This is a genomic window from Shewanella sp. c952 (assembly GCF_019654975.1).
Classification (GTDB): Bacteria; Pseudomonadota; Gammaproteobacteria; order Enterobacterales; family Shewanellaceae; genus Shewanella.
Genome location: NZ_BPEW01000001.1, coordinates 1 through 17,636 on the forward strand (window position 1 = coordinate 1; position 17,636 = coordinate 17,636).

Consider the following 17,636-nt stretch of genomic DNA (forward strand, 5'->3'; position numbering starts at 1 on the left):
CTAATGACTCGTGAGGCTTAACCATACAACCCTGATGGGTTTTATGAGTAGACTAATAGGTTCTACGACTAAGATTAGAAGCACTTAATGTGTGTTTAACTCAATAATTTATATTTACTTGCGATAGCGAGTAACAGCTTTCTAAATTTACCAAATTTGTCTGGAAACCATAGAGCTGTGGTCCCACCTGATCCCATTCCGAACTCAGAAGTGAAACACAGTATCGCCGATGGTAGTGTGGGGTTTCCCCATGTGAGAGTAGGTCATTTCCAGGCGCCTAATACGAGAAAGCCCGTTGCTAACGCAACGGGCTTTTTTACGTCTTGAGCTCGTTAATCATTTGACGATAGCGCTTAGCGTAATACTGATAGTTGTGCGGCCGATATGCTCATTAATGTACAGCATGCAAAGCATGGCTTCTTCATCCCAAGTGTTCGCTTTGCAAACTGCGAGGGGTCGATTGTACGCTCCTGTATAGTCGACACTTCTCACATCCGTGTGAGTCGTATTTCATTTCTAGGTGCCCAATACTAAAAAGCCAGTTGCTAACGCAACGAGTTTTTTTACGTCTGTAATTTGAGCGGGTTAATCATATAACGATAGTGTTTCGGATGACACTGATAGCTGGGCGGCCGATATGCCCATGTATCCGCTTCGAGGATAATAAAGAGTAGGTTATTTTCTGGCGCTTAATTAGTATCTAAGCCCATTTTTTGGTAGATATTTCAAAGCTCTAATTTAAGTGAAAGATTTGGCTTGTTAAGGTGCTTTTGGAACCGGCGGCACTCATCCTTAAATGCCTTTGCTGGCATTCAAGGGGTATTTTGGGGAGATATAAATTCTAAGTGTATGTCTAAGTCAAACATCGCTATCCGTAAGTTAGCTTATACTGTTGCCAATATCTTATCGACGATTGTTTTATTAGCATCTGGAAACTCAAAGTTAACCAAATCTTGTTTAGCGACCCACTTAATAGCTTGGCCCTCTAGTCCTCTGGCTGTGCCTGAGAAATCTTTAACCCAGTGAATATCAAGCATCACCTTTTTGTCACCATAGTCATGGTGGATCTCCATCATGGGCGTCGTCATTACAACGTTAAGATCAACCTCTTCTTTAAGCTCTCTGATTAGCGCTTGTGAGGTACTTTCTCCGCTTTCCACCTTGCCACCAGGAAACTCCCACTTATCGCCTTGATGCAGGTGTGCGTGGCGTTTGGCCAATAGAATTTGCTGTGTACTATTTTCAATGACACCTACTGCAACATGGATCTGTTTGCTCATTGCTTTTTATCGTCCATAGAGCCGTCATCCATAAAAAAGTCCGCTTCATCATAACCGAGTTGATCTAACATCTCTGGATCGAATTCAGGTTTAATCGGAATAGCGTTCTTCTCTGCGGCCCAATCACCCAGATCGATTAACTTGCAGCGGTCGCTACAAAAAGGCTTAAATTTAGAGGTTTCATCCCAAGTGACTTCGGTTTGACAGGTTGGGCATTTTACAGTTAGAGGCATAATTGATTTAGCTAGCGCTTGAGTGATAGTGGCACGATATTAGCGTTTTTAGGGGCAGGTTGCCAACTCAAACTGAATAGATTGGTCTGAATGTTTCTGCTTATCAAACTGTACAAAATGGATAGCGTATCTATTTTTATGTCCGCTAATCGTAGGATAGCAACCCTGTTCGGCAGCAAGTTTAACTCTGATGAGTGACAGCGCTTGTTCACTATCACCTTGATAAAAACCGGCAGTTGCTTGTAGCTGGTTGTACTCTGTGGTTTGGCGGGTTAAGTCGAGTAGCAAGTTAATTGGCGATAATAGGCAAGCAAATTGACTCATCCACTCTTGATACTCTGCTTGGCGAACTTCCCATGATTTAGCTAGCCAAAAATGTAGTTGTGGTAGGTCAAAATTACAACTTGCTCCAGGCATATTAAAGCGTTGCCTGAGGGCTGCAAGAAATCGGTCTTGTTTTATCTGTAGACCGGGGCGTTCGGATACTTGCAGTACTTCTCTGGCTACACTGAGCTTAGCGATATAAGTTTCAACTTCTTCGCTATTTATCGCGGGCAGAGATTGCCATTTAGAGAGTGCAAATAGCTGTCTGTCTAAATCTTTCAACACTTCACCACGATAATCGCAGCGCTCTGTGAGTTCACATAGGGAAAATAACGGGTAAAAACAGCGGTGCTGGTGATCGTGATCTAGGTTAGCTTGTAATTGCTCAGCCAAATACTCTAGCCTTAAATAGCTACGTATTTTTTCATTGAGCGGTTGTTCATAGATTAAATCAGTCATGGCGTTGTTTAAGTATTACCGCATATCTTCAAATAAAGTGAATTTAGTGCGTTTACCTTACACTTTAACGCCGATATCTCTCCTTGATTGTCTATGACATCATCAGCTTTTGACAGTTTCTCGGCTCTTGTGGCCTGACTGCCTATTATATTTTGGACTTGCTTGGCGGAGACATCATCTCTCGCCATGGTTCTTTGTTGTTGTTGCTGTGGTGAAATATCAACCAAAAGCGTACGATGTACTAACCTATCTAACCCATTCTCAAATAGCAAGGGCACAACCATAATTACATAATTTGATTGAGCTTCTTTACAATTATTCAGCATGGTTTCTCTGATTAACGGGTGCAGTAACCCATTCAACCATAAACGTTGTTCATCGTTGTTAAAGATACGTTCTCTGAGCATTGAGCGATCTAAATGTCCATCGCTGAGCAGGATCTCTGCGCCGAAGTGTTCAACGATAGCGGCTAAGCCTTCTGAACCTGGATTCACCACTTCGCGGGCAACGATGTCGGCATCGACTAATACCACGCCAAGATCTGCAAAAAGGTTGGCGACGGTGGTTTTGCCACTGCCTATTCCGCCAGTTAAACCTACAATGAAGTCAGCCATGGCCCCTCAAAAGTAATTAATTTTAAACGCTGAGAAGCTCCTAGGTGTTAGGGCATTCGTCAGCTCACTGCTAGGACGGACTACGTCCTGCTAGGAAATCAACAGCAAGCGCTATTTGGCTTTTGATGTTGATTCTATGCTTTGTTAGCACCTTCTTTTAAAGTCGGTCGGCATTTATGCCGTCGCTTTTCTAGTTTTCAGCGTAAGCGAAGCGTTCCATAGTGACGAAGTCACATGTTGTAGGCCGTTTGCTTAACACTTTACCGTCTTTGCTAGAACCTAGAACCTAGAACCTAGAACCTAGAACCTAGAACCTAGAAGCGTTATAACGTCGATATATACCACTGGGTGATCGACTCGCCCCATATCATGGCAATCCAGCCTGCAGCAGCTATGTAAGGGCCAAAGGGAATTGGATTACCTTGATTAAGCTTTTTAAATGCAATTAAGCCAATGCCGACAATAGCACCGACCAGTGAAGATAGTAGAATCACTAACGGTAATACTTGCCAGCCAAACCATGCGCCAAATACAGCGAGCAACTTAAAGTCGCCATAGCCCATGCCTTCCTTACCGGTTAGTAGCTTAAATGCCCAGAATACGCTCCACAGGCTTAAGTAACCCGCCGCAGCGCCCACTATAGCGTCTGACATCGACACAAATGTACCACTTAGATTTAAGATTAGACCTAACCATAAAAGTGGCAATGTAATTTGATCCGGTAGTAGCATCTCATCGAGATCAATACCTGTTAGCACCACTAAAGTAAAGGTCAAAATAGTGCTGAAGACAAACTCTGCAGTCGGCCCAAAATGCCAAGCAAGAAAAGCCACTAATGCGCCGGTGATAAGTTCTACTATTGGATAGCGTGCCGATATTGGGTTTTTACAAGCGGCGCATCTGCCGCGTAACATCAGCCAGCCAATAATCGGCAAGTTATGCATCGGCTTGATATTGGTTTTACACTTAGGGCAAGCTGATCCTGGCACTACTAAGTTATATTTTTCGGGAAACTCATCGATTGACGCGTTAAGTAGTTTCTCATTTTGCTCAAATACGTTTTTTTTATATTCAGCTAAGTAGTGATTGCACTCCTGCTGCCAGTCTCTTTTCATCATTACTGGCAAGCGGTGTACCACCACATTCAAAAAGCTGCCAATAACTGCGGCAAAAACAAAGCTCAATGAGACAAATAACCAAGGGTTCTGGTTAAATATAGTTATTAATTCAGTCATTATTTTTCTTATTTTCTTATTTTGTTATTGAAATATGTTTCCAAAGAGTTGGAGATTAGCCGCCAACAACATCACCTAATTGGAAGATAGGCAGATACATGGCAACAATTAAGCCGCCAACCACGGTGCCTATGACAACCATCATAATCGGTTCAATTAAGCTTGATAAGCCATCAACTGCATCATCAACCTGCATCTCATAGATGTTGGCCACTTTATTAAGCATATTATCCAGTGAGCCAGACTCCTCGCCAATCATCACCATCTGGATCATCATGTCGGGAAACAGTCCAGTGGTGCGCATAGCGACATTCATCTGCATGCCAGACATCACTTCGGTGCGAATATTCAGTACCGCTTTTTTATATACCGCATTGCCTGATGCACCTGCTGCCGATTCCAACCCATCAATCAGTGGTACACCTGCGGCAAAGGTGGTCGCCAAAGTGCGAGCAAACTTTGCCATCGCGCCTTTATGTAAAATCTCGCCAACAATCGGGATTTTAAGCAGAAATATATCTACTTTGTCGCGAAATAGTTGTGAGTTGCGGTGTGCTCGCTTAAAGCTCCAGATAGCAGCAATAATTGCAATAACAAATAGATACCAAGAGGCTTGTAGCCAACGAGATAAGTTGACAACAATTTGAGTAAAAGCTGGAAGCTCTGCACCAAAACCTTGAAAAATAGATTCAAACTGAGGCACCACAAATAGCAGTAATAAGGCAGTTACAATAACAGCAACAATAACTACGGCGGCTGGATAAAACATCGCCTTCTTAATTTTTGATTTAAGTGCTTCTGATTTTTCGCGGTAAGTAGCAATACGGTCAAATACTGCATCTAAGGAGCCTGAGTGCTCACCAGCGGCAACTAAATCAACATACAGATCATCAAAATAGAGTCGGTGGGGTCTTAAGGAATCTGATAATGGAATACCTGATTGCACATCATTAACTATGGTGGCTAACAACTCGCGCATTTTGGGCTTTTCATGACCTTTACCCAGTAACTCAAGAGTAGTCACAATCGGCACTCCAGCCGCGAGCATGGTGGCTATTTGTCGAGTGACCATGGCGATATCCATGGGCTTGATTTTTTTCTCGGATTTAAACAGCGGTGCCGACTTTTTTCGCACGTTTTTGGGGATTACCCCTTGAGCTTTGAGCTGGGCGCGAATTTCAGTGCTAGATGCACCTCTTAACTCACCTGAGGTGCGCCTGCCATCGCGGCTAACACCCTTCCATTCATAGGTGACAACTTTAGGTTGATCTTTCTGAGTTTTCTTCTTGTCTCTAGCTTGCTTAGACTGTCTGGTTGCAATAGCCATCGGTGCCCTTATTATTGTAAGCCACAGTTTTCACCTGTTCTAGAAGCTGGTTACACGATTAATCTCGGCAATACTGGTTACGCCCTGTGTAACTTTTAGTAAACCTGAATCTCTTAGATCTCGCATCCCTTGCACCTTGGCCTGCTTAAGAATTTGCAATGAATTGCCGCCCTCCATAATGGTGCGGGCAATCTCATCGGACATCTTCATCACCTCATAGATACCTACACGCCCTTTATAACCGGCAGTGCAGTGCTCACAGCCGACAGGCTTATAGGGGGTAATACCAGCATCTATTTGCTGCTGGCTAAAACCAAGTTTTAACAGCTCATCAGCGGGTATATCTTCTGGAGCTTTACAGTGTTGGCATAGACGCCTAGACAGGCGTTGAGCAATAATAAGGTTAACCGAGCTGGCAATGTTATAGCCTGGTACGCCCATATTGATTAGGCGAGTTAAGGTTTCTGCAGCGGAGTTGGTATGCAAGGTCGATAATACTAAATGACCGGTTTGTGCCGCTTTAATAGCAATTTCGGCGGTTTCCAAGTCACGAATTTCACCTACCATTACCACATCAGGATCTTGGCGTAGAAAAGAGCGCAGCGCTGAGGCAAAAGTTAAACCGGCTTTAAGGTTAATATGTACTTGGTTAACACCTTCAAGGTTAATCTCAACCGGATCTTCGGCGGTAGAAATATTACGCTCGGCGGTGTTAAGAATATTAAGGCCAGTATAAAGCGATACCGTTTTACCAGAACCGGTAGGCCCTGTAACCAGAATCATGCCTTGGGGTTTGGCCAACATCTCTTCATACATCAACCTTTGATCATCTTCATAGCCAAGCTTTTCAATCCCCAGTTGCGCTGAAGATGAATCCAGAATACGCATCACTATTTTCTCGCCCCAAATGGTAGGCAAGGTGCTAACACGAAAGTCGATGGATTTGGTGCGCGACATCTTCATCTTGATGCGGCCATCTTGCGGTACGCGGCGCTCTGCGATATCAAGTTTTGACATCACTTTTAAACGTGCGGAGATACGACCGGAAAGATTTACCGGTGGCTCTGAAACTTCTTGTAAGATACCGTCGATACGAAAGCGAATGCGGTAGCGCTTTTCATAGGGCTCGAAATGGAGATCCGATGCGCCTTTACGAATAGCATCGGTGAGAATTTTATTAATATAGATGACGATTGGGGCATCATCTTTACCATCTCCTTTCTCCTCATCGCGCTTGTCGGTATCAGCGACCTCAATGCCTGCGAGTGCCTCTTCATCGATGGCGCTTAAATCGAGAGCGGTAATATCCTCCTCAAGTACTATTTCTAGTGCTTTGGTTAGTTTATCGTCTTCAACTAGGATCGCTTCTGCGTGCAAACCGGCGCTGAATTGGAAATCTTCTAACGCGGCAATATTAGTTGGATCCGATGTGGCAATGTAGAGTCGGTTACCACGCTTAAACAGCGGTAAGCATTTATGCTTCTCAATTAGCTTTTTATTAATAAACTCATCGGGAATAGCCGCAATATCAAATTCATTGAGATCTAACAGAGGGGTGCCGTACTCTTCGTAGCATAGTTCAGCAATTGTTCTCGCCGATACAAGTTTTTGCTCGATAATAGTGCTTACAAGTGAGGAGTGTTTTTTACGAGAGGTAGCTATTGCTGCTGCAATTTGCTCTTCGCTTAATAATTGCTTGCGAATAAAAAGAGTAGATAAACCTAAATGAAGACCTGTAGTTGGCATAATAACCTTGAACCGTTGCTGCTAAATTTTCAATAAATATAGTAGCTTTAAAATATCAGAACAGAGCCCATTTAAATAGACTTCTGCTCTGATTATCAGTGGCTAGTTACTGGTTTTATATTGTACAGTTCTTAATTGCAACAGCGCCAGTTCCTGAAAGTGTACATGCCCAAGTTAATTCACCATTTGTAGCTACTTTAGGTGTTAATGTTGCTGCAATTCCACTAACCGTGGTTGTTATCGCACCTTTTGTACCTGTGCAATATGGGATAGCAGTCAGTGCACTAGTTCCTTTAGTTGCATCTGCCGTTCTAGCACTACAATCTATTGTACCTTCTACTGAATATCGTTCAGCAACCTTAATTTTTGAACCACTTAGTGAGGCTACTGCATTTGTAGCATTCGCCTTTGCGATATAATCTTGGTAAGCAGGCAATGCAATCGCAGCCAAAATACCGATAATCGCAACAACGATCATCAATTCAATTAGGGTGAAGCCCTTAGCTTTGCTCATTTGTGACTTGTTCATCATGTTTTTCATGTCTATCTCCATTAGAAAGCTTCAAGTGAGTGCTATGTGCCTATAATCTATTGAGGTCACATATTGATGCACATACCACTACTTAGTTTAATAGTGCTTCAACCTTGCTTGATGCTCCTGCGCTAGCATGTCGCCAAATCCCAAGCTAATTGTCAGCGGGATAAGCATTAAAGTTGCTGCTTATGCCCGATAAGACGCTTAGCGCGACCTAAGGTGTCAGTGTCTATCTTTATTTTTAACTGGTGTTACGTTTTTATTAATCTAAGGTCTAGCATTTACGCTGCTTTAGCTATTTTAACCGCGGGTTCAATCGCTATTTCAACAGTTAGCACAACCCTTAGTTCAATACTCCATCCCTTCAAGCGATTTGAAAAGTTAGTCCCAACGTATCGATAGATATTTTAGAGCTCTCTTTTGTAGAAGCTGAAGAGATAACTAAACCTTTTTTACTTCATATTGCATGTTAAATATCTACTGCTTAATTAGCATACATATTTACTCAGCAGTTCTTCCCATTTCAGATATAGCCTTGAATAGATTTAACGCTACAACTCAAATTGAAATCGACTTAGCGTTGTACAATTAATAACCATAAAGCACGAGGGTCTCTAGTACCTGTCTCGGCTACAGGCAAATTTAGTACAAAGTTAAATAAATTGGAATAGCTAATGAGCACAAAGTTGCAAACTAATGGCCAATTCATATAAAAGTTGTGTTTTTAGTGTCAAAAAGTTCTAGCAATATATTGTCACCATAGGCGATATTGACGATTAATGCTGTAGTGTCATTTTTAAGGCGCGTAAAGTTGAGTGAATGGTTTAGCGCTGTCTAAAAGCAGTATCTCAAAGTATTTTGCATGTTTAGCTAGCTTTTTGCTGTTGTTAGTTAACTTGAGCACAGTTTCGGTTAGCACTGTTGTTGGTTGTTTTTTATGCGTTTTGAGGCTGGCTTTTGTGAGCTAACTAACTTGGCACCACGCAAGCTTAATTGTGGCGACTTTGCTTACTGCTTAGGGCTGTTTGTTCACATTGTCGTAACGTTTTGCTGGGGCAAAGCATGTGCAAAGGTAAACTATGTATTAGTGCTCTATATGGCGATTTGGCTTTTGGTTTTTGGTTTTTCTAATTATGGTCTGTTAACTGATCTTTATGGTGGTTTGTGAGCTTATTAAATACGGTGGTTGTTTTATAAAAATAGATAATTATTTTGGGCTGGTTATTATTTCGGCGATATCTATTTGCGTTTACTACTGGTTAATGGGCAAGAGAAATAAATGTTTAACTGACGGAGAGGAATTAATTGACCTATTAGTTTGAATCACGGTGCGGATATACTTAGTGATTGAATTATGAACAGTGATTGAAGTCTTTATTGAGTACTAAATTAAACTTGCTAGAGGAGTTAGCAAAGTCTTTAAATGAGTAATAAAGCCTTTGCTAAAATAGTGCTATTCAATATGACTATTTAAGTCTTAAAGATAGATCGAGTGCTCGTACGTGCTTAGTCAGTGCACCAACTGAAATATAATCGACGCCGGTTTTTGCAAAGTCTGCAATTGTTTCAAGCGTGACGTCACCGGAAACTTCCAGCTTTACGCCCATACCTTTGGCTTTATACTGCTTATTGAGCTTTACTGCATCTAACATCATGGTGACATCAAAATTATCTAACATCACAATATCTGACTCTGCATCAAGTGCTTGGGTCAACTCAGCGATACTCTCTACTTCCACCTCAACGGGTTTGTCTGCATGTAGCGCTCGAGCTGCTGCAATCGCTAAGGCGATGCTGCCACAAGCCATGATGTGATTCTCTTTTATCAAGAATGCATCAAATAACCCGATGCGATGGTTTTTACCCCCCCCACAAGTTACCGCATACTTTTGCGCGGTTCTCAGCCCTGGAATCGTTTTACGGGTATCTAACAGTTGGGTATGAGTCCCTGATAAACGGTCAACGTAATGCTTGGTTTGCGTGGCAACGCCTGAAAGCGTTTGAATGAAGTTCATTGCCGTACGCTCGCCTGTTAATATCGCGCGTGCAGGACCTTCTAATTCACACAGCAGTTGATTCGGTACCACTAAATCACCATCATCCACATGCCAATGCAGCGCAACTTCGCCACCGAGTTGATTAAACACTTGCTCGGCCCAAGCTTTGCCACAAAAAACACCCTCTTCGCGGGTAATTAATGTTGCTTGTGCAATTCTATCTGCTGGTATTAGCTGGGCGGTAATATCTGCGCTGCAACGCTGTGACAGTGAAGCTGAAGAGTGAGCATCTTGATGACCTAAATCTTCGTCAAGTGCGGCTTTGACTGAGAGTCGAATGTCATTTTCAAGCATGATGGGCTGTCCTTACTGACTTTAAGTCGTCATAGTTTGCGGGTAATTTTATATGGAGTTTATCTTAACATAAAGCCTAGAATTATCGATTTTAATGTTTTAAATCTATGGGCTTGTTTACGATCAGACATCGGCTATATTCATCGGGTTAAACCTGATAAAGTGGCACTACTATCTATATAGATTTATAGGCTTAAATTGTCATTCACTGTTATTGATGGCTGGTTCACCCAAGCGCGCTTTTGTTTATCGCCCCATTTTAATCTGCGGCCGTTAAAAGAAGTTAGTTTGTTAGTTGTGCACAACATTAGTTTGCCAGCGGGTTGCTTTGGTTTGCCTTACATTGATCAACTGTTCCAAGGTTGTTTAGATGTTACTGCAGATCCCAGTTTTAAAGACTTGGATGGCTTAGAAGTTTCGGCGCATTTTCTTATTCGACGTGACGGCGAGCTGGTTCAGTATGTGTCGTGTGATGATAGAGCTTGGCATGCAGGTGTGTCTGTATTTGATGGTAGAACGGGTTGTAATGATTTTGCCTTGGGTGTTGAGCTTGAAGGCACTGATGATATCGACTACACCGATGAGCAGTATGCCTGCTTAGCTGAATTGACCAGTACTTTGATTGCTCATTATCCGGCGTTAACGTCTGACAGGATTGTGGGTCATTGTGATATAGCACCGGGACGAAAAACTGATCCTGGTGATAGTTTTGATTGGCAGCGCTTTAAAGGATTGCTTTAACACTGCTAAAATCGTTTTGAGTTAGAAGATAGAGGATGGAATACCGATGGCTTTATTTTCGTTATTAATCGCAATTTTCGTTGAGCGGATGCGCTTATTGCCCGATGCTTGGCAATTTGATGTGCTATTGGCTAAGTATCATCAGGCGCTATTTGGTGATAAACAAGTGCGTTCGACGTTGATGATGGCATTAGCGCTACTATTACCAGCATTGTCGATCAATATCGCCTCTTGGTTTGTATCTGGCATGGTCTGGGGAGCGGTAAGTCTAGTTTTATGGGTTGCAGTGGCTGTCTTGTGTTTTAGCCATAACCAGCAGAGACAAGCTTTTAAGCGTTATATTCAAGCGGCATGCCGTGGTGATTCTCAAGCATGTTTTAACTATGCAGCCGAGTTAGACTCTAGCAAATGCCTTGAGTCTGTGACTGAGCAGGAGCTGGGTGAACATGTTGGTCAGAGTGTTGCTTGGATCAACTATCGTTATTATGGCGCAATCGCCTTATACCTAATCATTCTCGGACCCGTTGGCGCAGTGCTTTATTGTACAGTGCGCTTTTATAGTGAAGATAATCGTAAGCGCGAGCTTTCACTGCCGTTGGTCGATACCCTGTTATTTATACTCGATTGGATCCCAAGCCGTATTTTTGCATTTGGTTATGTACTGAGTGGTCAGTTTAGGCAGTCTATTTCATCTTGGGTTGGTTTAGCGTTTAATCCTAAGGCACAGGCTCGAGATATTATTACGACCGTCGCTATTGAAGCGGAGGAGCTACCTGAAGCTTCCTCTGCGCCAGTATGTGTGCAGTCGACGATTGCACTTTTACAGCTGAGTAAGCGTAACTTTATCCTACTGATTACTGTGCTGTCGCTGATGACAATTTTTGGCGTGGTGAGTTAATTCATTACAACAAATGCTCAAACCTAATGTGAGGGTCTGCTGTAGCAAGCGACCCTCTTTTTGTATCGTTAGATTTTTTAATCAATACCAATGCAGGCTGTTAAGATACTTTTCAACGATAAACATATCAATTGGAACATTGGTCTGACCCCTTGTTGAAAAAAATCAGCTATGCTCACACATCGCGCATGGATATGATGCAGATCACTAACTAGACTTCTAAAGTGTGATTTGATAAAGTGCGCTCAGTCAATTAAATTGGTAAGACCAATTTACAATAGGAGCTGAGGGCCACATGGCTTATAGCAAAATAAACCAGCCAAAAATATCTGACGTCATTATGGGCCAGTTGGAACAGATGATTCTGGAAGGTAGTATTCAACCAGGACAGAAGCTTCCACCTGAGCGTGAATTGGCGCTGCAGTTTGAAGTGTCACGCCCCTCTTTGCGTGAAGCTATTCAAAAGCTAGAAGCAAAAGGCTTGTTGATGCGCCGCCAAGGTGGCGGTACCTATGTAAAAGAACAACTTTGGCAAAGTCTTGCCGACCCTATCGTTGAGCTCATGCATTCAGACTCTGAAAGTCAGTATGACTTACTTGAGTTTCGTCATGCTACTGAAGGCATGATGGCCTATTTTGCTGCATTGCGTGGTAATGATGCCGATATGCAAAATATCAAGCGCACCATACTCGAAGTAGAAGCGGCGACAGGTGTTGAAAATCAAGCGAATGCGATTGTGCGTTTTTACCGTGCAGTCGCAGAAGCATCACATAATGTGGCGATGCTACATCTTGTTTTAAGTTTATCTCCTGTGCTGCATAAAAACGTGGCACAGAACTTAGAGCTTTTAAGCCGACGCGAAGAAGCCTCTACCATGGCAAACGATCACAGACGAGCTTTGCTTGCTGCCATCGTACGTCGTGACCCAGAAGCAGCAAGAGAGGCCTCCAATGAACACTTAAGTTACATTGAAGAGGTCATGTTGTCTGTAAGGGAAGAAGATAGCCGGTTGCAGCGTAGTCTGCGCCGTTTAAAGAGCGGTGATTAGGCACAAGCCAACACCGTTTTATCCATATTTTTCATTTATTATTAATGTATATAGGGAAGGACAGCGTCATGTCTGAACATATGCTACAAGATTTAGATCCACTAGAAACTCAGGAATGGGTAGATTCACTGCAAGCGGTATTAGAGCAAGAAGGCCCTGAACGTGCGCACTATCTACTAGAGAAGTTGATTGATAAAGCCCGTCGTAATGGTACTCACCTACCTTATAAAGCGACTACCGCTTATTTGAACACAATCCCTTCAGGCCAAGAGCCTCATATGCCAGGTAACCAAGAGATGGAGCGTCGTATTCGCGCTATCGTTCGTTGGAATGCATTGGCTATGGTTTTGCGTGGTTCTAAGAAAGATCTAGAGCTAGGTGGTCACATCTCTAGCTTTGCATCGAGTGCAACCATTTATGACGTTTGTTTTAACCACTTCTTCCGCGGTCCAAATGAAAAAGACGGCGGCGATTTGGTTTACTTCCAGGGCCATATTGCACCGGGTATTTACTCGCGCTCTTTCCTTGAAGGACGTTTGACTGAAGATCAGATGAACAATTTCCGTCAAGAAGTTGATGGTAAAGGTCTACCTTCATACCCACATCCTAAGTTGATGCCTGATTACTGGCAGTTCCCAACGGTATCTATGGGTCTTGGTCCTATCCAAGCTATCTACCAAGCACGTTTCCTTAAGTACCTTACCGATCGTGGTATTAAAGATTGCTCTGAGCAAACGGTTTACTGTTTCCTTGGTGATGGTGAGTGTGATGAGCCTGAAACACTAGGCGCTATCGGTCTTGCTGCTCGTGAAGAGTTAGATAACTTATGCTTTATCGTTAACTGTAACTTACAGCGCCTCGATGGCCCTGTACGTGGTAATGGTAAGATTATCCAAGAACTTGAAGGCGAATTCCGCGGCGCAGGCTGGGAAGCAGTTAAAGTTATTTGGGGTCGTTACTGGGATCCACTACTTGCACGCGATACTAGCGGCAAGTTATTACAGTTGATGGAAGAAACCGTTGATGGTGAATACCAGAACTGTAAAGCTAAAGGTGGCGCTTACACACGTGAGCACTTCTTTGGTAAGTATCCTGAAACTGCCGAAATGGTGGCTAACATGTCAGATGATGACATTTGGCGTCTAAATCGTGGCGGTCATGATCCAGTTAAGATTTTTGCTGCACTACAGCATGCTAAAAACACTAAAGGCCGCCCAACAGTAATCCTAGCTAAAACAGTTAAAGGTTACGGTATGGGTGATGCGGGCGAAGGTAAGAACATCGCTCACAACGTGAAGAAGATGGGTGTTGAGTCACTTAAGTACTTCCGCGATCGTTTCAATATCCCAATCAGTGATGATCAGCTAGAAGATATTCCTTTCTATCATCCTGGTGCTGACTCTGAAGAAGTTCAGTATCTAAAAGCGCGTCGCGCAGAGCTACATGGTGCAATGCCTGCACGTCGTGAGAAGTTCTCACAAGAGCTCGAAGTCCCATCATTGAAGATCTTTGACTCAGTGCTAAAGGGTTCAAACGGTCGTCAAATCTCAAGTACTATGTCATTTGTGCGTATTTTGACTGCACTGCTTAAAGATAAGAAAATTGGTAAGCAAATCGTACCGATTATTCCTGATGAAGCACGTACCTTTGGTATGGAAGGTCTGTTCCGTCAAGTGGGTATTTACGCTCACGAAGGGCAAAAGTACGAGCCACAAGATTCAGATCAAGTTGCTTACTACCGTGAAGATAAGAGCGGTCAGGTATTGCAAGAAGGTATCAACGAGTTAGGTGCAATGTCATCTTGGGTCGCTGCGGCAACTAGTTACTCAGTTAACGATACCCCAATGATCCCGTTCTATATCTACTACTCAATGTTTGGTTTCCAACGTATTGGTGACATGGCATGGGCAGCAGGCGATATGCGTGCTCGTGGCTTTATGGTTGGTGGTACATCAGGTCGTACAACACTAAACGGTGAAGGTCTACAGCATCAAGATGGTCACAGTCATGTATTGGCTAACACTATTCCAAACTGTATCTCTTACGACCCAACTTACGGTTACGAAATTGCGGTTGTAGTACAAGACGGTATTCGTCGTATGTACGGTGAGCAGGAAGATGTTTTCTACTACCTAACGACCATGAACGAGAACTACGAGCAGCCAGCAATGCCAGAAGGCGCTGAAGAGGGTATCGTTAAAGGTATCTACAAGCTTGAAACTCTACAGGGTAGCGGTAAAGGCTCAGTTCAATTGATGGGTAGTGGCACAATCTTAGAGCAAGTTCGCAAAGCGGCAATTGCACTATCAAAAGATTTTGGTATCACCACTGACGTATTCAGCGTGACTAGCTTTAACGAGCTAACACGTGATGGTCAGGCTGCAGAGCGTTACAACATGCTGCACCCAACTGAAACACCAAAAGTACCTTACATCAGTGAAGTGTTGTCAAAAGATTCGCCAGCTATTGTGGCGACAGACTACATGAAGATTTATGGTGAGCAGTTACGTGCTTATATCCCAACAGATTATAAAGTGTTGGGTACTGACGGTTTCGGCCGCAGTGACAGCCGCGAAAACCTACGTCATCACTTTGAAGTTGACGCTAAGTTCATTGTTATCGCTTCTTTGAAAGCCCTTGTTGACCGTAACGAGCTACCTGTTGATGTGCTAACTAAAGCCATCAAAGAGTATGGTATCGACGTTGACAAGATTAATCCACAGTACGCGTAAGAGGGAAACAAAATGGCTGAATTAAAAGAAGTTTTGGTTCCTGATATCGGTGGTGATGAAGTTCAGGTTATCGAAATCTGTGTTGCTGTAGGCGATACGCTTGCAGCAGAAGAGTCAATCATCACGGTTGAAAGCGACAAAGCGACTATGGATATTCCTGCACCTTTTGCTGGTGTACTGAGTGAGCTTAAAGTCGCTGTAGGCGATACCATATCAGAAGGTAAGTTGATTGCGATGATGTCAGCTGCTGCGAGCGAACCAGCTCCAGTTGCGGCTGCTGCATCAGCGCCTGCTCCAACGGCTCCAGTCGCAGCGCCAGCACCTGTTGTTGCAGCGGCACCCGTCGCAGGTGGCACTAAGGTTATTGAGATCAATGTGCCTGATATTGGTGATGCAAGTGATGTTGATGTGATTGAAGTCTTGGTTGCTGTGGGCGATAAGATTGAAGCAGACACAGGCTTAATTACCTTAGAAACAGACAAAGCGACCATGGAGGTGCCTGCACCTTCAGCGGGTATCGTTAAAGAGCTTAAAGTCAATGTTGGCGATAAAGTGTCTATGGGTTCTTTGGTATTGATGCTTGAAGTTGGCGATGCCGCTCCTGCATTAGCGCCTGTTGCTGCGACAGACGCTCCAGTTGCTGCAGCTCCAACGGCGAGTGTGAGTGCAGTGCAAGAGATTGCAGTGCCTGATATCGGCGATGCATCTGATGTAGACGTGATTGAAGTACTTGTCGCCGTTGGCGATGAAGTGACGCTTGATCAAGGGCTCATCACGCTAGAGACTGACAAAGCGACCATGGAAGTACCTGCACCTTTTGCCGGTAAAATCCTTGGTTTGACTGTGAAGCTTGGTGATAAAGTTTCTCAAGGTAGTGTTATTGCTACTATTGAAACTGTTTCAGCAGCTCCAGTTGCTGCGCCAGCACCCGCTCCAGTAGCGAGTGCGCCAGCTCCTGTTGCTGCGCCGGCAGTAAGTAAGCCTCCTGTACCACATCACCCGAGTGCGGGTAGCCAACCTAAGACTGGTGCGGTACATGCGTCACCTGCTGTACGCCGTTTAGCGCGTGAGTTTGGTGCTGACCTGACGCTGGTTAAAGGTACTGGCCGTAAAGGACGTATTCTTAAAGAAGACGTTCAAGCCTTTATTAAGTATGAGCTGAGCCGACCTAAAGCATCTGCAGCAACAGCAGTTGCTGGTGGCGCTGGTGGCTTGAATGTGATTGCTGCACCAAAAGTTGATTTCGCTAAATTTGGTGAAGTTGAAGAGGTGCCGCTAAGCCGTATTCAGAAGATTTCAGGCCCGAACTTGCACCGCAACTGGGTAACCATTCCCCATGTAACGCAGTTTGATGAAGCTGATATCACTGAGCTTGAAGCATTCCGTAAAGATCAAAATGCAGTGGCTGCCAAGAAGAAAGCGGATTATAAGATCACGCCGTTAGTATTTATGATGAAAGCCGTAGCCAAAGCACTCGCTGAGTTCCCTGTATTTAACTCAAGCTTAAGTGCTGATGGCGAATCATTGATCCAGAAGAAGTACTTCCATATCGGTGTAGCGGTTGATACGCCAAATGGCCTAATGGTTCCAGTGGTTCGTGATGTTGATAAGAAAGGCATTGTGGAGCTTTCACGTGAGCTCATGGACATCTCAGTTCGTGCTCGTGATGGCAAGCTTAAGTCTGCCGATATGCAGGGCAGCTGTTTCACTATCTCAAGTTTAGGTGGTATTGGTGGTACGGCATTTACGCCTATCGTTAACTATCCTGACGTGGCTATTTTGGGTGTGTCTAAATCTGAAATTAAGCCGAAGTGGAATGGTAAAGACTTTGAGCCTAAGTTAATGCTGCCACTGTCATTATCTTACGATCACCGTGTTATCGATGGTGCGATGGCGGCGCGATTCAGTGTCACGCTTTCAAGCATCCTCAGTGATATTCGCACGCTTATTTTGTAAAGTTAAAGGCTGCTCATGTTGAGCAGCCTTTTTTCTGTTACGACTAGGATTGTGATCAGTATCAAACAAAGGTTAAAATGCGGCCACCTTACAAGATTTGGCCACACTTTATCGTTGAGACGGTGCTTCCGCCAACGAAATAAAAAGAATAGAGGAA

At 43.7% G+C, this 17,636-nt stretch carries 14 protein-coding genes and 1 rRNA gene; 6 read left to right on the forward strand and 9 right to left on the reverse strand.

Annotation, left to right across the window (positions count from 1 at the left end):
• The first annotated feature begins 159 nt into the window (after positions 1-159).
• Positions 160-275: ribosomal RNA gene (rrf, locus tag K5R16_RS00005) — 5S ribosomal RNA — on the forward strand.
• 609 nt (positions 276-884) lie between these two features.
• Here the strand turns inward: rrf and mutT are convergent.
• From mutT to nadC, 9 genes are all read right to left on the reverse strand, one after another.
• On the reverse strand, positions 885-1,280 hold the full coding sequence (gene mutT, locus K5R16_RS00010; RefSeq protein ID WP_220735502.1) for an 8-oxo-dGTP diphosphatase MutT: 396 nt from the start codon (positions 1,278-1,280) through the stop codon (positions 885-887).
• Positions 1,277-1,513: a DNA gyrase inhibitor YacG gene (gene yacG, locus K5R16_RS00015; protein ID WP_220735503.1), complete on the reverse strand. Its 237-nt coding sequence runs from the start codon at positions 1,511-1,513 to the stop codon at positions 1,277-1,279. Before yacG ends, mutT begins: the two co-directional genes overlap by 4 nt.
• A gap of 48 nt (positions 1,514-1,561) precedes the next feature.
• Complete coding sequence (gene zapD / locus K5R16_RS00020; protein ID WP_220735504.1) at positions 1,562-2,296, reverse strand: cell division protein ZapD; 735 nt, start codon at positions 2,294-2,296, stop codon at positions 1,562-1,564.
• Between the two features lie 8 nt (positions 2,297-2,304).
• Complete coding sequence (coaE, locus tag K5R16_RS00025) at positions 2,305-2,910, reverse strand: dephospho-CoA kinase (protein WP_220735505.1); 606 nt, start codon at positions 2,908-2,910, stop codon at positions 2,305-2,307.
• 323 nt (positions 2,911-3,233) lie between these two features.
• Positions 3,234-4,145: an A24 family peptidase gene (locus K5R16_RS00030; RefSeq protein ID WP_220735506.1), complete on the reverse strand. Its 912-nt coding sequence runs from the start codon at positions 4,143-4,145 to the stop codon at positions 3,234-3,236.
• Positions 4,146-4,200: 55 nt separating this feature from the next.
• Complete coding sequence (locus K5R16_RS00035) at positions 4,201-5,472, reverse strand: type II secretion system F family protein (RefSeq protein ID WP_220735507.1); 1,272 nt, start codon at positions 5,470-5,472, stop codon at positions 4,201-4,203.
• A gap of 39 nt (positions 5,473-5,511) precedes the next feature.
• Positions 5,512-7,218 (reverse strand): type IV-A pilus assembly ATPase PilB, encoded by a 1,707-nt coding sequence (gene pilB / locus K5R16_RS00040; protein ID WP_220735508.1) that lies wholly within the window; start codon positions 7,216-7,218, stop codon positions 5,512-5,514.
• Between the two features lie 115 nt (positions 7,219-7,333).
• Complete coding sequence (locus K5R16_RS22600) at positions 7,334-7,759, reverse strand: prepilin-type N-terminal cleavage/methylation domain-containing protein (RefSeq protein WP_308440773.1); 426 nt, start codon at positions 7,757-7,759, stop codon at positions 7,334-7,336.
• A 1,460-nt stretch (positions 7,760-9,219) separates the two neighbouring features.
• Entirely contained in the window at positions 9,220-10,104 is an 885-nt protein-coding gene (gene nadC, locus K5R16_RS00050; protein WP_220735509.1) for a carboxylating nicotinate-nucleotide diphosphorylase, read from the reverse strand.
• 198 nt (positions 10,105-10,302) lie between these two features.
• Here nadC and ampD point away from each other — a divergent pair, with 198 nt between their 5' ends.
• The 5 genes from ampD (at position 10,303) to aceF (ending at position 17,479) form a co-directional block, all read left to right on the forward strand.
• The gene (ampD, locus tag K5R16_RS00055; RefSeq protein ID WP_220735510.1) at positions 10,303-10,845 is read left to right on the forward strand and encodes a 1,6-anhydro-N-acetylmuramyl-L-alanine amidase AmpD; all 543 of its coding nucleotides are present in this window, start codon (positions 10,303-10,305) and stop codon (positions 10,843-10,845) included.
• A gap of 46 nt (positions 10,846-10,891) precedes the next feature.
• Positions 10,892-11,743, forward strand: coding sequence for a beta-lactamase regulator AmpE (gene ampE / locus K5R16_RS00060; protein WP_220735511.1), 852 nt, complete (start codon positions 10,892-10,894; stop codon positions 11,741-11,743).
• A 295-nt stretch (positions 11,744-12,038) separates the two neighbouring features.
• Positions 12,039-12,791 carry a pyruvate dehydrogenase complex transcriptional repressor PdhR gene (gene pdhR / locus K5R16_RS00065; protein ID WP_020914714.1) on the forward strand — a complete coding sequence of 251 codons (753 nt, stop codon included), beginning with the start codon at positions 12,039-12,041 and terminating at the stop codon, positions 12,789-12,791.
• A 68-nt stretch (positions 12,792-12,859) separates the two neighbouring features.
• Positions 12,860-15,523, forward strand: a complete 2,664-nt coding sequence (aceE, locus tag K5R16_RS00070) for a pyruvate dehydrogenase (acetyl-transferring), homodimeric type (protein WP_220735512.1) — start codon at positions 12,860-12,862, stop codon at positions 15,521-15,523.
• A gap of 12 nt (positions 15,524-15,535) precedes the next feature.
• Positions 15,536-17,479 carry a dihydrolipoyllysine-residue acetyltransferase gene (aceF, locus tag K5R16_RS00075; protein WP_220735513.1) on the forward strand — a complete coding sequence of 648 codons (1,944 nt, stop codon included), beginning with the start codon at positions 15,536-15,538 and terminating at the stop codon, positions 17,477-17,479.
• Positions 17,480-17,636: the final 157 nt, after the last annotated feature.

What these genes read in the sequence shown, in the direction of transcription:
- mutT (WP_220735502.1), bottom strand. Translation starts at nt 1,280, where the DNA reads ATGAGCAAACAGATCCATGTTGCAGTAGGTGTCATTGAAAATAGTACA.
- yacG (WP_220735503.1), bottom strand. Translation starts at nt 1,513, where the DNA reads ATGCCTCTAACTGTAAAATGCCCAACCTGTCAAACCGAAGTCACTTGG.
- zapD (WP_220735504.1), bottom strand. Translation starts at nt 2,296, where the DNA reads ATGACTGATTTAATCTATGAACAACCGCTCAATGAAAAAATACGTAGC.
- coaE (WP_220735505.1), bottom strand. Translation starts at nt 2,910, where the DNA reads ATGGCTGACTTCATTGTAGGTTTAACTGGCGGAATAGGCAGTGGCAAA.
- K5R16_RS00030 (WP_220735506.1), bottom strand. Translation starts at nt 4,145, where the DNA reads ATGACTGAATTAATAACTATATTTAACCAGAACCCTTGGTTATTTGTC.
- K5R16_RS00035 (WP_220735507.1), bottom strand. Translation starts at nt 5,472, where the DNA reads ATGGCTATTGCAACCAGACAGTCTAAGCAAGCTAGAGACAAGAAGAAA.
- pilB (WP_220735508.1), bottom strand. Translation starts at nt 7,218, where the DNA reads ATGCCAACTACAGGTCTTCATTTAGGTTTATCTACTCTTTTTATTCGC.
- K5R16_RS22600 (WP_308440773.1), bottom strand. Translation starts at nt 7,759, where the DNA reads ATGAAAAACATGATGAACAAGTCACAAATGAGCAAAGCTAAGGGCTTC.
- nadC (WP_220735509.1), bottom strand. Translation starts at nt 10,104, where the DNA reads ATGCTTGAAAATGACATTCGACTCTCAGTCAAAGCCGCACTTGACGAA.
- ampE (WP_220735511.1), top strand. Translation starts at nt 10,892, where the DNA reads ATGGCTTTATTTTCGTTATTAATCGCAATTTTCGTTGAGCGGATGCGC.
- pdhR (WP_020914714.1), top strand. Translation starts at nt 12,039, where the DNA reads ATGGCTTATAGCAAAATAAACCAGCCAAAAATATCTGACGTCATTATG.
- aceE (WP_220735512.1), top strand. Translation starts at nt 12,860, where the DNA reads ATGTCTGAACATATGCTACAAGATTTAGATCCACTAGAAACTCAGGAA.
- aceF (WP_220735513.1), top strand. Translation starts at nt 15,536, where the DNA reads ATGGCTGAATTAAAAGAAGTTTTGGTTCCTGATATCGGTGGTGATGAA.